General features: G+C 48.2%; 13 protein-coding genes. 11 read left to right on the forward strand and 2 right to left on the reverse strand.

Features of this window, described 5'->3' with window-relative positions; translation table 11 throughout:
- The first annotated feature begins 136 nt into the window (after positions 1-136).
- Positions 137-1024: a sugar phosphate isomerase/epimerase family protein gene (locus OH463_RS05310; RefSeq protein ID WP_269990732.1), complete on the forward strand. Its 888-nt coding sequence runs from the start codon at positions 137-139 to the stop codon at positions 1022-1024.
- Positions 1025-1055: 31 nt separating this feature from the next.
- Positions 1056-1805 carry a sulfite exporter TauE/SafE family protein gene (locus tag OH463_RS05315; RefSeq protein WP_017189708.1) on the forward strand — a complete coding sequence of 250 codons (750 nt, stop codon included), beginning with the start codon at positions 1056-1058 and terminating at the stop codon, positions 1803-1805.
- Between the two features lie 12 nt (positions 1806-1817).
- On the opposite strand, the gene OH463_RS05320 is transcribed toward OH463_RS05315, so the two are convergent.
- Together OH463_RS05320 and OH463_RS05325 are read right to left on the reverse strand one after the other, a co-directional pair.
- Entirely contained in the window at positions 1818-2708 is an 891-nt protein-coding gene (locus tag OH463_RS05320) for a LysR family transcriptional regulator (protein ID WP_009698038.1), read from the reverse strand.
- A gap of 70 nt (positions 2709-2778) precedes the next feature.
- On the reverse strand, positions 2779-4221 hold the full coding sequence (locus tag OH463_RS05325; RefSeq protein WP_005447390.1) for a sugar porter family MFS transporter: 1443 nt from the start codon (positions 4219-4221) through the stop codon (positions 2779-2781).
- 538 nt (positions 4222-4759) lie between these two features.
- Here OH463_RS05325 and iolE point away from each other — a divergent pair.
- From iolE to iolG, 9 genes are all read left to right on the forward strand, one after another.
- On the forward strand, positions 4760-5653 hold the full coding sequence (iolE, locus tag OH463_RS05330) for a myo-inosose-2 dehydratase (RefSeq protein ID WP_005437833.1): 894 nt from the start codon (positions 4760-4762) through the stop codon (positions 5651-5653).
- Between the two features lie 93 nt (positions 5654-5746).
- Positions 5747-7618, forward strand: a complete 1872-nt coding sequence (iolD, locus tag OH463_RS05335; protein WP_269990734.1) for a 3D-(3,5/4)-trihydroxycyclohexane-1,2-dione acylhydrolase (decyclizing) — start codon at positions 5747-5749, stop codon at positions 7616-7618.
- A 98-nt stretch (positions 7619-7716) separates the two neighbouring features.
- Positions 7717-8892, forward strand: a complete 1176-nt coding sequence (locus OH463_RS05340) for a Gfo/Idh/MocA family protein (protein ID WP_171369859.1) — start codon at positions 7717-7719, stop codon at positions 8890-8892.
- A 12-nt stretch (positions 8893-8904) separates the two neighbouring features.
- Positions 8905-9891, forward strand: a complete 987-nt coding sequence (gene iolC, locus OH463_RS05345; protein WP_269990735.1) for a 5-dehydro-2-deoxygluconokinase — start codon at positions 8905-8907, stop codon at positions 9889-9891.
- A gap of 180 nt (positions 9892-10071) precedes the next feature.
- The gene (locus tag OH463_RS05350) at positions 10072-10941 is read left to right on the forward strand and encodes a 5-deoxy-glucuronate isomerase (RefSeq protein ID WP_039977954.1); all 870 of its coding nucleotides are present in this window, start codon (positions 10072-10074) and stop codon (positions 10939-10941) included.
- Between the two features lie 10 nt (positions 10942-10951).
- The gene (locus OH463_RS05355; RefSeq protein ID WP_005437843.1) at positions 10952-11779 is read left to right on the forward strand and encodes a class II fructose-bisphosphate aldolase; all 828 of its coding nucleotides are present in this window, start codon (positions 10952-10954) and stop codon (positions 11777-11779) included.
- 72 nt (positions 11780-11851) lie between these two features.
- Complete coding sequence (locus tag OH463_RS05360; RefSeq protein WP_005447408.1) at positions 11852-12685, forward strand: MurR/RpiR family transcriptional regulator; 834 nt, start codon at positions 11852-11854, stop codon at positions 12683-12685.
- A 185-nt stretch (positions 12686-12870) separates the two neighbouring features.
- The gene (locus tag OH463_RS05365; protein ID WP_017189700.1) at positions 12871-13698 is read left to right on the forward strand and encodes a sugar phosphate isomerase/epimerase family protein; all 828 of its coding nucleotides are present in this window, start codon (positions 12871-12873) and stop codon (positions 13696-13698) included.
- A gap of 21 nt (positions 13699-13719) precedes the next feature.
- A complete protein-coding gene (gene iolG, locus OH463_RS05370) occupies positions 13720-14706 on the forward strand; it encodes an inositol 2-dehydrogenase (RefSeq protein ID WP_269990742.1) in 987 nt (328 codons plus the stop codon).
- Positions 14707-14744: the final 38 nt, after the last annotated feature.

Raw genomic sequence — 14744 nt, forward strand, 5'->3', positions numbered from 1 at the left:
AGTGCGATGTGGTCGCGATATAGCCAGGAATTCAAAGCCGCTTTGCGAAAATGCAAAGTACAAACGAGGCGTAAATCACGAACTTTTACCCCTACCAATCTTAAGGTGAAAAGAAATCAACTTAGGAGAAAAACACATGCTTGATCGTATTGCTTGCGCCCCATGTTGCTGGGGAGTGGAAGAGGCATCTCATGCGACCAATCCAAGCTGGGGAAAGGTGTTAATGGATGCAAGTGACAGTGGCTTTCGTGGTATTGAATTAGGACCGGATGGCTTCTTCCCTGAAGATCCTGAACTGGTGAAAAGTGCGTTTCGTGTACGTGGACTGCAGGTGTGCGCTGGCAAGGTACAAGTGCCATTTTGCGACTCTGCAAACATGTCTGCCATTTTGGAAGAAGTCGACACCGTCTGTCAGCGTTTAGATTCGCTGGGCGTAAAGAATTTACTGATCATGGAAGGCATTCATACGGAACGTTATGGCTATATCGGACAAAACGTCACTGCACCGCGTCTGAATATGGAAAATAAACGGACCATGATTGTTAACCTTGAGCGAATTATTCGCGTGGCAAGCCAATATGGTTTGCGCTGTTTGCTTCATCCGGGCATTGGCGGCTACATCAGTTATAAAGATGAGATCGATTTTGTCATGAGTCAGATTCCCGGGACCAAACTGGGATTATGTATCGATATCGGGCATGTGTTTTTAGATGGGATGGATCCGCTAGGGATCATTCGTCAGTACGGATCACGCATCGAGCATATTCATGTTAAAGATATCTCGACGGACAAATTGAGACTAGCTATCCGTGATAAGTTGGAATGGGTTGACGCCTATAGTAAAGGATTGATCACTCCCTTAGGGGATGGCGATATCAAGCTGCAACAAGTGATGAGTGCACTTAAAGCAGCCGACTATCAAGGTTGGATCGTGGTCGAGCATGAGCACGGCACCGCAGACGTGAGTCAGGTTTCGCGTGATTTAAAACGCAGTCGCGATTATCTCGCTCAGATTGTGGCGTGATTCGAAACTAGATGATGAAAAGGCAGTAATGATGCTCAGCGATCCTTGGTTCTATCTCTTGGCGATTCCTGCGGTGCTAATCTATGGCATTGGTAAAGGTGGGCTCGGTGGAGCGCTGGGCATTTTGGCTGTTCCTATGATGGCGCTGGTGATACCGCCAACACAAGCGGCGGCGATTTTATTGCCCATCTTGTTGGTGATGGACGCATTTGCGGTGCGTCATCATTATCGAAATGCCGATGTTCGAGTGCTCAAAACTATGTTGCCGGGGGCTTTGCTTGGGGTGGTATTAGCGGGGTTATTTTTGAGTATCACCCCAGAGTCGGGGTTGAAGATCACCGTTGGCGTGCTGTCTTTGCTGTTCTGTTTTCAGTATTGGCTAAGTGGTGAAACTCCATCTCAATCGGGGAAGTTAGGCGCTTGGATTTGGAGTACTCTGAGCGGTTTTTCCAGTACCGCAATTCATGCTGGTGGCGGCCCAGCGAGTATCTATTTACTGCCGTTGAAACTGCCTAAAATCAACCTAATAGCGACCATGGCACTGTTGTTCGGCATAGTGAATGTAGCGAAACTCGTACCTTACATTTGGCTTGGCGAGTTTGATTCGACCAACTTAATGACTGCGTTGGTGTTGATTCCACTCGCGCCTGTTGGCGTTAAGATGGGTGTGTATCTTTTGCATCGCGTCAGTCAGGAAAGAATCTATCAGCTCTGTTACTTGTTCTTGTTTCTTTCAGGCGCCAAGCTGACTTTCGATGGCGTGAGCACTTTATTGTTTTAACTCCAATCCGACTTAACAAGGCTTTTCCAATAAGAACTCTTTGAACTTTATTGCCACTGGAGATGCAGTTTTGGGTGAATGGTAATACAGATTCAAACTCCAAATACTGGTCTCATACTCTTCCAATAGTGGTACCAACTCGCCTTTCTCGACTGCTTTTTCGGTGACGAATTGCGGCAAGTAGGCGACACCAGCTCCTTTTAAGGAGCCACTTAGTAATAGGTCGCTGTCGTTCACTTCGATTGTTTTTGGCACTTTGAGTACCATGTTTTCCACACCTTGGCGGAAGATCCAATCATTGCTGCCCGTCAGTGTGGTTGCAATTAAGCAAGCGTGGTCTCGTAGTGCTTCTGGGTGCGTGGGCAAGCCATATTTTTCTAGGTATTGCGGCGAAGCCACGACGATAAACGGGCACTGCATCAGCTCGCGCTTCACCAGTAATAAATCTTTTTCACGGTAGCCTTGGAAGCTGGCATTGGCACTGATCATTAGGTCACAAGTACTGGCGTGATCCAATGCCCAAGGAGTGACGTTGATGTTGAAGGTCACCTTTGGGTTGAGTTTGGAATACTCGGCGATTTTATCCATCAGATAGTGATTGGCATAGACGGGTGTGCACGCGATGTTGATGTGACCTTTTTCGCTGTCTTGGAAGTCTTCTAACTTGCGACTGATGCGCTCTGCGTTGTCGACTAAAGGAGAAAACTCTTCGTATAAGGTTTGCCCCGCTTGAGTGGCTTCCAATAACCGATTCGAGCGGCGACATAAGGTTGTACCGAAGTGTTGCTCCAGTTCTTGCAGCCAACGGCTTCCTGCGGAGACCGAAATGTTGAATTTTCGTGCTGCGGAGGAGATAGACCCAGAGCGGATCACATAGACAAAGAACGCCATTTTATCGAGCATGAGTTTTGCCTCCAAAGCAAAAAGGGAACAAGTGCGATCACCTGTTCCCTTTGTAAAACATTAAGTTATCTTATGCACGTGCTTCAGTCGCACTTCCAGATACTTTTTTACCCAGTTTTTTCGCCATCGCTTCTTCCATTTTCTCTAAGCTGACGCCTTTCGTTTCAGGCACATACTTAACAACGATGACCATACAGATGAGTGACAAGACGCCGAATAGCCAGAAGCTAAATGCACCATTGAATTGCTCTTTTAGGTAAGGGTTTTCGTTTAGCATTGGGAAAGATTGCGTCACGATGAAGCCTGTAAACCATTGTGCGCCGACGGCGATGGCCATGGCACGAGAGCGAATGCTGTTCGGGAATATTTCTGAAATCATGGTCCAACATGCACAACCCCATGATGTCGCGTAAGACACTACGTACAAACACAATGCGAACAGTGCTGCGTAGCCTTCGGTTTGTTGGTAAAGCACATAGCCGACCACGAACATACCAAATGCACAACCAAAGGTGCCGTATTTCATTAATGGTAGACGACCTACTTTATCAATCAGGTACATACCAAGTGCGTTACCACCGATAAAGACAATGCCGACAAAGGTAGTTTGGAACAGCGCATTTTCTGTTGAGCCAGTGATCGGTTTTAAGATCTCAGGTGTGTAGTACATGATCACGTTGATGCCCGTTAACTGTTGAGCCGCCGCAACGAACGTACCAATCACTAAGATGGCGAACAATAATGGCGAACGCAGGCTGACTTTGTTCTTCTTCGCACCGACGGTTTCTTTCAACGACTCTTGGATCTCTTTGATCAAACGATCTGCGTGTTTCGGGTTTGAGATACGAGATAACGTCTCTTTGGCATCGTCTACTTTGCCTTTCAAAACCAGCCAACGTGGTGATTCTGGGATGAGGAACAACAACATTGCGAAAAGCGCGGCAGGAATCACTTCAGAGCCAAGCATCCAGCGCCAGCCCATATCCACTAACCAAGCCTCTGACATGCCTTTTGCGATGAGGTAGTTGACGTAAAACACACCCGTTTGACCGATAACTGCCGATTGCTGGAACATGCTCACCGCACGACCTCGAAAGTCTTTTGGTGCGACTTCTGACATATACATTGGTGATACCACACAAGCCAAACCTACAGCTACGCCACCGACGATACGTAGAACCACATAGAAAGAGAAGGTTTGAGCGAGTGCAGAGCCAATGGCGGATATGATGAAGAGAATGGCGGCGATGAAGAGGGTGTTGCGTCGACCGTATTTTAGGGCTGCCCAGCCTGCGCTGACCGCACCGATGATACTACCTAATACTACGCTGGATACGGCCCAGCCAGTTTGAGCTGGTGACAGTCCGAAGTAATCACGGATTGGACCAATTGCGCCAGAGATAACAGCAGTGTCGTAACCTAATAAGATGCCTCCGAGCGCAGCGATACAACAAATCCTAACGATGTAGGCGATATTGTGCTTTCGAGCTTCGGCCTTGGATGTAGCTTCCATTGTTTTTTCCTTTATTAGATCCCCAAGCTTTCCTTTAACCATCGAATAAGATCAAGTTGGGTAGCGGCCAATACTCTGTTTTGTAGGGTACGAGTATTGGGTATCTATATTGCCGACTTTTAATGTTTATTAGATGAATGAAAATTATTTTTCATTTGTCGGTTGCGTTTATCATATTTACTCTTTTGTTATTCGACTAGGTGTCTGTTCGTTTTTTATCCTAAAGTGTTACCCAAATCAAAAAATGAAAAACATTTTTCATTTTTAAATGTCAGTATAAATTATTGAAAATAAAGGCTTTAAATAAAATGAGATCTGGCGCAAGTTTGCTTGTAGGGCTTGCTGTGATTGGCTTTTTTCATGATTTAACAATTTGATGACATCGATTTCATGTTGTGAAAAATATTTTTCATTTAAAGTTTTTTTCGCTAATGTAATTTCCAGTGAAACGAAATCGGTGAAAGAAAAGCATCTATAAAAACCACGCTTTTACTTCACGACATTTATTAAATAACGGAAACATTGTCGGAGAATAAAAATGAGCAACGTGCAATATGGAATTAGCCCACTGACTTGGACAAATGATGACATGCCAGAACTGGGCGGCGACATCCCATTGGAAACGTGTCTAAGTGAAATGGCGGAAGCTGGTTTCACTGGAACAGAGTTAGGTACCAAGTACCCACGTGAGCCAGAAGTCCTAATCCCTCTACTAGAAAAACATGGCCTAGTGCTCGCTTCTGGCTGGTACAGCGGCAATCTCATGAAGCTGACTGCAGAAGAAGAAATTGCAGCGATGCAAGAGCACATCAAACTGCTTAAAGCGGCAGGTTGTAAAGCTATGGTGTTTGGCGAAGTGAGCAACACGGTTCATGGAGATATCAACACGCCGCTTTCTCAGCGTGTGATCCTGACGATGGACGAGTGGAAAACCTACTGTGCGAAGTTAACTCAAGTTGCTGAATACCTGCTTAACGAGCACGACATTAAACTCTCTTTCCACCATCACGTTGGCACCATCTGTGAAACCGAAGATGACATCAACATCATGATGGAATTCACCGGCGAAGCCGTTTACCTAACTCTAGATACGGGTCACATCACTTACGGAGGTGGTAACCCAGTGACCATGATTAAGCGTTGGGGTCATCGTATTGGTCACATGCACTTTAAAGACCTTCGTCTAGAAGTAATGAAAGCTGCACGTGATGCAGACAAATCATTCCTAAATGCAGTGCTTGATGGCGTATTCACTGTTCCTGGTACAGGTGACGTGGATTACGACGACGTATTCGCAGCATTGAAAGAGCGCAACTACCAAGGCTGGTTGCTGGTTGAAGCAGAACAAGACCCAGCGAAAGCGCACCCATTGACGTACGCGAAAACGGCTTACGAGAACATCACAGGCTACGCGAAGAAATACGGTCTATAAGAGCACAAGTAAGGAAGGGGAGATTCGTCTCCCCTGTATCAAGCCGTGGAGACAACGCGGCTACAAAAATGATTGATACTACCGGGGAAGACAATGAAAACTGTACGCCTAACTGTTGCAGAAGCGCTAGCTCAGTACCTAGCCGCACAAATGATTGAAATTGATGGTAAAAAAGAACAGCTATTTGGTGCAGCATTCGCCATCTTTGGTCACGGTAACGTGACGTGCTTTGGACAGCAGCTAAAAAATATCGAAGACAAAATTCCGACTTGGCGTGGTCAAAATGAGCAGTCGATGGCAACAGCGGCAATCGCGTATGCCAAAGCGAACTTACGTCGTCGCATCGGTATCGCGACCAGTTCAATTGGTCCGGGTGCAACCAATATGGTTACCGCAGCAGGTATTGCGCACACAAACCGTTTACCAGTGCTTTTGATTTCTGGAGACGCTTACGTCAGTCGTCTGCCAGATCCTGTACTTCAACAGCCAGAGAATTTCTACGATCCTTCGATCACTTGTAACGATGCGTTCAAACCGCTAACACGTTACTGGGATCGCATTATCTCGCCAACGCAATTGATGCACTCATTGCCTCAGGCTATTGACACCATGCTTGACCCAGAAACCTGTGGTCCAGCGTTTATCGGCTTACCACAAGATATTCAGGGCGTAGCTTACGATTTCCCTGAAGTCTTCTTCCAAGAAAAAGTACACCGCATTCGTCGTCCAGAGCCAGAAGTGGCAGATCTAGAGGATGCAAAAGCGGCGCTACTTAGCGCGAAACAACCTTTGGTTATCTCTGGCGGTGGCGTGCATTACTCACTAGCAACGGACGAGTTGGCTGCCTTTGCGAAAAAACACAACATCCCTGTGGTTGAGACTATTGCTGGTCGCGCCACGATGCTGCAAGACAATCCTCTAAACGCAGGTCCAATCGGCGTGACAGGTTCAGACTCTGCAAACTACATGGCAGCGCATGCGGATGTGGTGTTGGCTGTGGGTACTCGCTTACAAGACTTCACGACAGGCTCTTGGTCGGTGTTCAAGAACCCAGATATGAAGCTAGTTACCATCAATACCGCACGTTTTGATGCCATTAAACATCGTGCTATTCCAGTTAAAGCAGACGCAAAACGTGGCTTAGTTGAGCTGTCTAACCTGCTGGGCGATTTCCGTAGTAGTGACGAGTGGGCGGCAACGGCGAAAGCGCAAGCGGATGAATGGAAAGCCGTGGTGCATCGTCGTACTCATCCTCAACCTGGCGACCTACTCGAAGGTACGTCTTCTTATGCAGAAGTGATTGGCAAGCTCAACAAATCTATGCAGCCGGGCGACACGGTACTTACGGCAGCGGGTGGCTTACCAGCAGAGCTCGCGATGAACTGGCAGAACTACCAAATTGGTAAGTTCGACATTGAATTTGGCTTCTCTTGCATGGGTTATGAAATCGCAGGTGGCTGGGGCGCTAAAGTCGCGAACCCAGATAACGATGTGGTTGTGCTCGTCGGTGATGGCTCTTACCTGATTCAAAACTCAGACATCTACTCGTCAGTTCTGACGGGTCACAAGATGATTGTCGTGGTATGCGATAACGGTGGTTTCGCGGTGATCAACAAGCTGCAAAACAATACGGGTAACGAGTCGTTCAATAACCTATTGGAAGACTGTCGCCGTCCTGATGGCGAGGTCGCTCGCGTGGACTTTGCTAAGCATGCCGAAGCGCAAGGCGCGATCAGCGAGAAGTTGACCTCAATCGACCAGTTTGATGACGCATTCCAACGCGCTAAAGAAGCTGACCGTACTTATGTGATTGTGGTCGACATCGACCCAGTATCGCCAATGGCTTGGTCTAAGTGTGATTGCTGGTGGGAAGTGGGTCTTCCTCAAGTGACACGCAATGATGGCACCGCTGAGAAAGTGGCGGCATGGGAAGAAGGTAGAGCAGCGCAACGTGCCGGCGTTTAAGCCCAAACCGATTTATGTATCAAAACATCCAGCTTTAAAACAGATTTCAACAATTCGATTTATAGGCTCTTAAGCAAGAGCCTATCAAGGAGTCAAACATGTTTAATGAAGAACGTCATTTTGAACAACCAATCCGTTGGGCAATGGTCGGCGGTGGTCGTGGAAGTCAGATCGGTTACTCGCACCGTAATGCGGCGCAGCGCGATGGTTTGTTCAAATTGGTCGCTGGTGCATTCGATTTGGATGCGGCTCGTTGTCGTGATTTCGGTGAGAACTTAGGTCTAGATGGCGACCGTTGTTACGCAAATTACAAAGAGATGTTTGAGAAGGAAGCGCAACGCGAAGATGGCATTCAAGCTGTTTCGGTAGCAACGCCAAACTCAACTCACTACGAAATTTGTAAAGCAGCACTGGAAGCTAACTTGCACGTGGTGTGTGAAAAACCAATCACCTTCACGACGGAAGAAGCAGAAGAGCTCAAACAGATCGCAGCAGAGCGCAATCGCGTGATTGGCGTGATGTACGGTTACAGCGGTTTCCCAATGGTTCAGCAAGCGCGTGAAATGGTGAAGCGTGGTGATCTGGGTGAGATTCGTGTGGTGAACATGCAGTTTGCTCACGGCTTCCACAACGAAGAATACGAGAAAAACGATCCAGGTTTGAAATGGCGCGTCAGCCCAGAAGTATCAGGTCCAACTTATGTTCTGGGTGATGTGGGTACGCACGCTTTCTACCTATGTGAAGTGATGACAGGTCTTGAAATCGACCGTCTGTCTTGCATGCGTCAAAGCTTCATCAAGTCACGTGCTCCGCTCGAAGACAACGCTCACATCATGATGCAATTCAAAGATGGCGCAGTCGGTACGCTTTGGGCATCGGCAGTGAATGCAGGTTCGATGCACCAACAAAAAATCCGCATCGTCGGTTCGAAAGCGTCCATCGAATGGTGGGATGAGCAACCAAACCAACTTCGTTTTGAAGTGCAGGGTGAAGCACCACGTATTCTCGAGCGTGGCATGGGCTACCTATACCAAGACGCACCGGGTGTGGCTTCTAACCGTGTTGGTGGTGGTCATGCCGAAGGTTACTTCGAATCATGGGCGAACCTATACCACCGTTTCGCGTTGGCATTCGATGCGGCTGACCGTGATGACCAACAAGCGCTGTCTGAAATTTGGTTCCCAGGTATCGATGCAGGCATCGAAGGCGTGCGCCTATGCGAGAAGTGTGTGGAATCTGCAGACCAGAACGCCGCTTGGGTTGAATACAAATAATAGGAACTGACGATGACAAACATTGCACTTGAAACAAATCGACCATTGGATGCCATCGTTTTAGGACGTGCGGGCGTAGATCTCTACGCTCGCGAAGCTAAAACCGACATGGCAGATATCTCTGGCTTCAACAAATTCGTTGGTGGCTCAGCAGCGAACATTGCGGTGGGCATTGCCAAGTTAGGCGGTAAGGTCGGCTTTATTGGCTGCGTGGCTGACGATGCATTCGGTGGTTACGTCAAAGGTTACATGACGGAGCAAGGCATCAACCTTGATGGTATGAGAACTGATGATTCTGGTTCGCGCACCTCGGTGGCATTCACGGAGATGAAGCCAAAAGATTGCACCGTGCTTATCTACCGTAACAACGCATCGGATTTGACCATCAAACCAGAAGAGATCGACCCAGCTTACATCGCTAGCTCAAAAGTCTTGGTGGTCACGGGAACGGCATTGTCGGAAAGCCCAAGCCGTGAAGCCACTTTGATTGCGATGCAGCATGCGCGCCGCAGCAATACCTTAGTGGTGCTGGATGTCGATTACCGTCCTTACTCTTGGCGTACGGATACCGATGCTTCGATTTACTACGGCATTGCCGCGGGTCTTTCAGACATCGTGATCGGTAACCGTGAAGAGTTCGACATGATGGAAACTGTCATTGCTCCGGGCAACACCGACGATGACCAAACGGCGGCTCGATTCCTAATAGAGAACACTCAAGTGGTGGTGGTGAAAGCTGGTGAGCATGGCTCGAAAGTGTACGACCGTACGGGTCATAAGTTCGAGCAAGGCATTTTCCGAGTCGAAGCCAATAAGCCATTTGGCTCTGGTGACTCATTCGCCGGAGGTCTGATTTGGACGCTAGTTACTGGCGGTTCGCTAGAAGAGGGCGTACGCAACGGCACGGCTGCAGCGGCGATTAATGTCAGCGGTCACAGCTGCACAGAAGCCATGCCAACTAAGGAACAACTATTCGATTTTATTGAGACGCGAAGTTAAGCACGGTTTGGTGCTTTCGGGCACCACATTGCTGCGCGTTTGGTCTCCCGGGCCGGTATGTCACTTGAGGGTAACCAAACAGTGCGCGTACACACCATCGTGGCCCGGCTTTTTTGTTAAGCCACTTTCAGAAGGATAGGACAGTCTCGTTATCAAACGAACTGTGAGGAGAAAAGAAAAATGGGAAAACACATTCCACCATTTGATAACAAGAATGAACCAATTATTGGTGCGAACGACGAAGTAACACCGCTATGTTACTTCAACCAAGTGTTCTTGAATCAGAACGAAGCTTTTGACCATGTCATCGAAGGATATGAGTCTGTCATCGTATTGGCTGGCGGTACTTGCAGCATCACCGTAACGAAAGACGGCGAGAGCGAAACGTTCGACAACATTGGTAAGCGTAAATCAGTTTGGGACGGCAACCCAGAAGCGGTTTACGTACCACTTGGCTACCGCGCGACCATTCAATGTGTGAGCGACAAGGCTGACGTCATGATTGCGGGTGGTAAGTTTGAAGCGTCATTGGAGCCTTTCTGCGTCCGCGAAGAGAACGTGGATATGGTTCAGTACGGTTCAGATGACACCAAAACACACCGCAAAATCAAACACGTACTGGGTCAATCCAATGCAGACAAACGTGGTCGCTTACTGGTGAGTGAACTATTCACCGTTGGGGCAGGCGGTTGGTCTGGCTTCCCTCCACACAAGCATGATGAAGATCGTGTTAAGCCTGACGGCAGCAAAGAAACCCTTTACGAAGAAGTGTACCAATTCCGCTTCAACCCAGATTTCGGCTTTGGTGCGCAGTTCCTATACGAGCACGAAGACGACTTTGGTCCGGTTTACCACGTGCGCACGGGCTCTGTGATCGCCATCGACAAAGGTTATCACCCAAGTGTGGCGGCGCCGGGTTATGAAATGTATTACTTCACCATCATCGTTGGCAAAACAGAGAAATCTTTGATTCAGCATTTTGATCCGCACCACGAATACCAAGTGGAGACGATCCCTGGCATCAAAGACATGATCGCGAAATTTAAGTAGGGGAATCATCATGTTGGTAAATTTGAATGACCTATTGCCGGAGGCTGCGGCGTCTAACTACGCTGTCCCTTGCTTTAATGTGTTCGGCTTTGAAGATGCACGTGCTGTTGTTGAAGCGGCAGAGCAAGTGAACAAACCTGTAATTCTGGCGTGTAATAAAGATGTTGTGGACTTTTATGGCGTCGAAACCGCTGCGGCGATGTTCCTAAATCTAGCGCATAAGAGCACGGTGCCTGTCGTGCTTCACCTTGACCACACTTACGAAGAAGACATCGTCTTTCGCGCGCTTAAAGCTGGGTTTAGTTCTGTGATGTTTGATGGTTCGCAACTGACGTTGGACGAGAACATTGCTCGCACTAAGAAAGTCGTTGAAGTGGCGCATGCTCTAGGAGCATCGGTAGAGGGGGAAATTGGTTCGGTGCCTTACGAAGAAGGTCGCGACCACATAAAATCTATCTACACAGAACCGGAAGATGCTGCGCGCTTTGCAGAAGAGAGTGGCGTTGATTGTGTCGCAATTTCCGTCGGTAATGTTCACCGCTTAACCGAGCCCACTTGTACTATCGATTTTGGTCGCCTAGACCGTATCGCAAATGCTGTGGCTGTGCCGTTGGTGATTCATGGTTCGAGTGGTATTCGCGATGAAGACATGCTCAAGCTGAAGCAAAGTCGTGTGTCCAAGTTCAATATTGGCACCTGTTTGCGTCAGGCTCTGGGTCATAATCTTCGCGATTACATGAATCAGGAACCGCAAAAGTTTGACCGTATTTACTTCATGCAAAAGGCGATGCCGTACGTGAAAGAAGAAGCGGTACGAAACTTTGAATTATTATCTTAAAATAGCAGCCCCTTTTGTTACTATAAGGGGCCTCTATCTCCAAGCGTTCATTGATAGGAGAGCAGTATAACTATGGATGTTGAAGTGAAAGCACCTGCAGATTTAGACACACTAAAAGAGTTAATCGCAAAGCGTTACGACAGTTTGAGCGGACGTTTGCAGCAAGTCGCGGATTTTGTAACCGACCAGCCGATGCTGGTGGCGGTAGAAACCATGGCGACCATTGCCAAGCAAGCCAACGTACCATTGTCGACCTTGAGTCGATTCTCTAATGCGATGGGCTTTGATGGCTTCACTTCTATGCAAGTACTGTTTCGCGATCAGTATTTGAATCGTCCGAGAGACTACAAAGAGCGCGTTCGTAAAGCTCGTGAGATGGAGGACGTCCCACATGACTCGCCTCAAGCCATCTTCCAAGATTTCGGACACGCAAACATTGAAGCACTAGAACAGCTTCAAATGTCGGTCTCTCCACAAAAACTGGAACGTGCAGTGGCTCTGATGGATGGAGCAGAAACCATCTACATCCAGGGGACTCGTCGCGCTTACCCAGTGGCCTTCTATCTTTGGTACGCCCTCATGAAATCCGACAAGAGTGTAGTGCTCTTGGATGATCACGGTGGCATGTTGTCTCCGTTAACTCGACGAATGAACGAAAAAGACGTTCTGTTTGCTATCACCTTCAATCCATACGCGGAAGAAACCAGCCAACTGATTGATGATGCTTGCAAAAAGAACGTACCGATTGTCTGCATTACTGATAACCAAATGACGCCTCATGGCAGCAAAATGGATGTCTGTTTTGAAGTGCAAGAAGGCGAATTGATGGGCTTCCGTTCGCTCAGCAGCTCCATGTATTTGGCGCAGGCGATTGCGGTGAGTCTGATTTGTCGAGAAGTGAAGTAACTTCATCGCTCAGTAATCTCAAATAGGGACGCGATCCTGCGAGCGAATAAGCAGTAAAGCGCGCAGATTTTTCCATACCTTTGTCCACTGATTAAGTGCAACTTAGCGGTTGCGCTGCGGGTTTGCTCGAGCTGAATTCGGCTTATGTCCTGCAATGTACAGGGCAGTGAGAAGAGGTAAATCTGATGCGTTTTGCTCTACATGGCATGTGCTCTCTGCACAGCAATATCCTATCTGATGTCCGACTTGCCAAAGAAACTGGCTACCAAGGGCTCGAAATTCACACCGAAAAACTCTGGCGTTATATTCAAGCTGGCTTCTCCGCTGAGCAACTCAAACAACGTATGGATGAGTTTGGCATTGTCCCAACGGCGATCGACATCATTGGCGCGGTTGAAGTGACAGATAAAGCCAGCCAACGTCAATTGTTCCAAGATTCAGAAACGCTGTGCCGTTTTGCGCAAGCCGTGGGTGCACCTACCATCCAGCTCAATGCTTTTGAGGCATTAAATGGCTTAACTAAAGAGCAAAACATCGAACTCACGGCACAGAACATTCGCCAGATTGTCGACATTGGTAAGAGCTATGGCATCCGTTTCCAATATGAAGGCGCGGCTTGGACTCCAATCGCCAAATTGGAAGATTACTTCCGCCTGTACGACGCCGTCGGCCGCGACAACTTTGGTTTTGTTCTGGATACATGGCACTTATGGGCATGTCGCGGAGCAACGTTGGAACAAGTGGCAAATATCGATGCCGAGCTGATTTTCAACGTGCACTTGTCTGACGGTAAGCGTCCTGCACCGGGCGAAGCTTGGCCTGATGAGCGCGCTCTACGTGGTTACTTACTAGGGCAAGGTGAAGTGCCATTGAAAGAGTGGGTCGATGCGATTCGACAAACGGGTTACGACGGATTCTACTCTGGTGAATTCCTCAACGACCAACTCTGGGAAGGGGATTATTACGATATCGCCGCAGATATGTTGGCGGGTATGAAGCATCAATTCGACTAGTCGACACATAAGGGATTTTCTATGTTTAATATTGCTTTATTTGGAGCGGGTCGAATTGGTCAAGTGCATGCGGTCAATATCGAACGTTCACCTGAAACCACGATTTATTCGCTTATCGAACCTTTTGAGGTCTATGCGGATCAGTTTTGTGTGCAGTATCCGCAGACAAAGCGCCAAACCGTAGAAGAGGCGATGGCGGATGACAACGTTCATGCGGTGTGTATTTGCTCGTCAACCGATACTCATGCGGATTTGATTGAGCGAGCAGCAAAAGCAGGCAAAGCGATTTTTTGTGAGAAGCCTATCGACCTTGATTTGGGGCGAGTACGTGATTGCTTGGGCGTAGTAAACCAGCATCAGGTGCCGTTCTTATTAGGCTTCAATCGCCGCTTTGACCCGCATTTCTTGAGCCTTAAGAAAGTGCTGGATGATGGTCAAATTGGCGAACCAGCAAGCGTAGTCATCACCTCTCGCGATCCTGCGCCACCGCCAGCACAATACAGCAAATCGTCCGGTGGTATGTTCCGTGATATGACGATTCACGACCTCGACATGGCGCGGTTTATCTTAGGGGAAGATCCAATCACGGTTACGGCACATGGCAGCTGCAAGGTAGATCCTGCCATTGGTGAAGCGGGAGATATCGATACCAGTGTGGTGACGCTTACATTCCCTTCTGGTGCGATGGTGACGATTCACAATAGTCGCCGTTCTGGTTACGGATACGATCAGCGTCTCGAAGTGCATGGCGAGAAAGGCATGCTGCAAGTGGCGAATCTGACTGAAAATCTAGTCAACTGCAGTACAGAAACAGGGCAAGCAGGCGCAACACCGAAGTATTTCTTCTTAGAGCGCTATGAGCGTGCTTACGTGGCAGAGTGGCAACACTTTGTTGAAGTACTTAAAGGCGAAGCACCATGCTGCTCGGGTATAGATGGTGAGATTGCTCTGACGTTAGCGGATGCCGCGTTAGAGTCGATGCAAACAGGGAAGACGGTTCGTTTGTAGGTCATCCCTAGCAGGAAACAAAAAGGGGAGCCGCATTG

Origin of the sequence: Vibrio sp. NFR (assembly GCF_027587095.1) — a bacterium.
Lineage (GTDB): Bacteria > Pseudomonadota > Gammaproteobacteria > Enterobacterales > Vibrionaceae > Vibrio > Vibrio harveyi.

What these genes read in the sequence shown, in the direction of transcription:
- OH463_RS05310 (WP_269990732.1), top strand. Translation starts at nt 137, where the DNA reads ATGCTTGATCGTATTGCTTGCGCCCCATGTTGCTGGGGAGTGGAAGAG.
- OH463_RS05315 (WP_017189708.1), top strand. Translation starts at nt 1,056, where the DNA reads ATGCTCAGCGATCCTTGGTTCTATCTCTTGGCGATTCCTGCGGTGCTA.
- OH463_RS05320 (WP_009698038.1), bottom strand. Translation starts at nt 2,708, where the DNA reads ATGCTCGATAAAATGGCGTTCTTTGTCTATGTGATCCGCTCTGGGTCT.
- OH463_RS05325 (WP_005447390.1), bottom strand. Translation starts at nt 4,221, where the DNA reads ATGGAAGCTACATCCAAGGCCGAAGCTCGAAAGCACAATATCGCCTAC.
- iolE (WP_005437833.1), top strand. Translation starts at nt 4,760, where the DNA reads ATGAGCAACGTGCAATATGGAATTAGCCCACTGACTTGGACAAATGAT.
- iolD (WP_269990734.1), top strand. Translation starts at nt 5,747, where the DNA reads ATGAAAACTGTACGCCTAACTGTTGCAGAAGCGCTAGCTCAGTACCTA.
- OH463_RS05340 (WP_171369859.1), top strand. Translation starts at nt 7,717, where the DNA reads ATGTTTAATGAAGAACGTCATTTTGAACAACCAATCCGTTGGGCAATG.
- iolC (WP_269990735.1), top strand. Translation starts at nt 8,905, where the DNA reads ATGACAAACATTGCACTTGAAACAAATCGACCATTGGATGCCATCGTT.
- OH463_RS05350 (WP_039977954.1), top strand. Translation starts at nt 10,072, where the DNA reads ATGGGAAAACACATTCCACCATTTGATAACAAGAATGAACCAATTATT.
- OH463_RS05355 (WP_005437843.1), top strand. Translation starts at nt 10,952, where the DNA reads ATGTTGGTAAATTTGAATGACCTATTGCCGGAGGCTGCGGCGTCTAAC.
- OH463_RS05360 (WP_005447408.1), top strand. Translation starts at nt 11,852, where the DNA reads ATGGATGTTGAAGTGAAAGCACCTGCAGATTTAGACACACTAAAAGAG.
- OH463_RS05365 (WP_017189700.1), top strand. Translation starts at nt 12,871, where the DNA reads ATGCGTTTTGCTCTACATGGCATGTGCTCTCTGCACAGCAATATCCTA.
- iolG (WP_269990742.1), top strand. Translation starts at nt 13,720, where the DNA reads ATGTTTAATATTGCTTTATTTGGAGCGGGTCGAATTGGTCAAGTGCAT.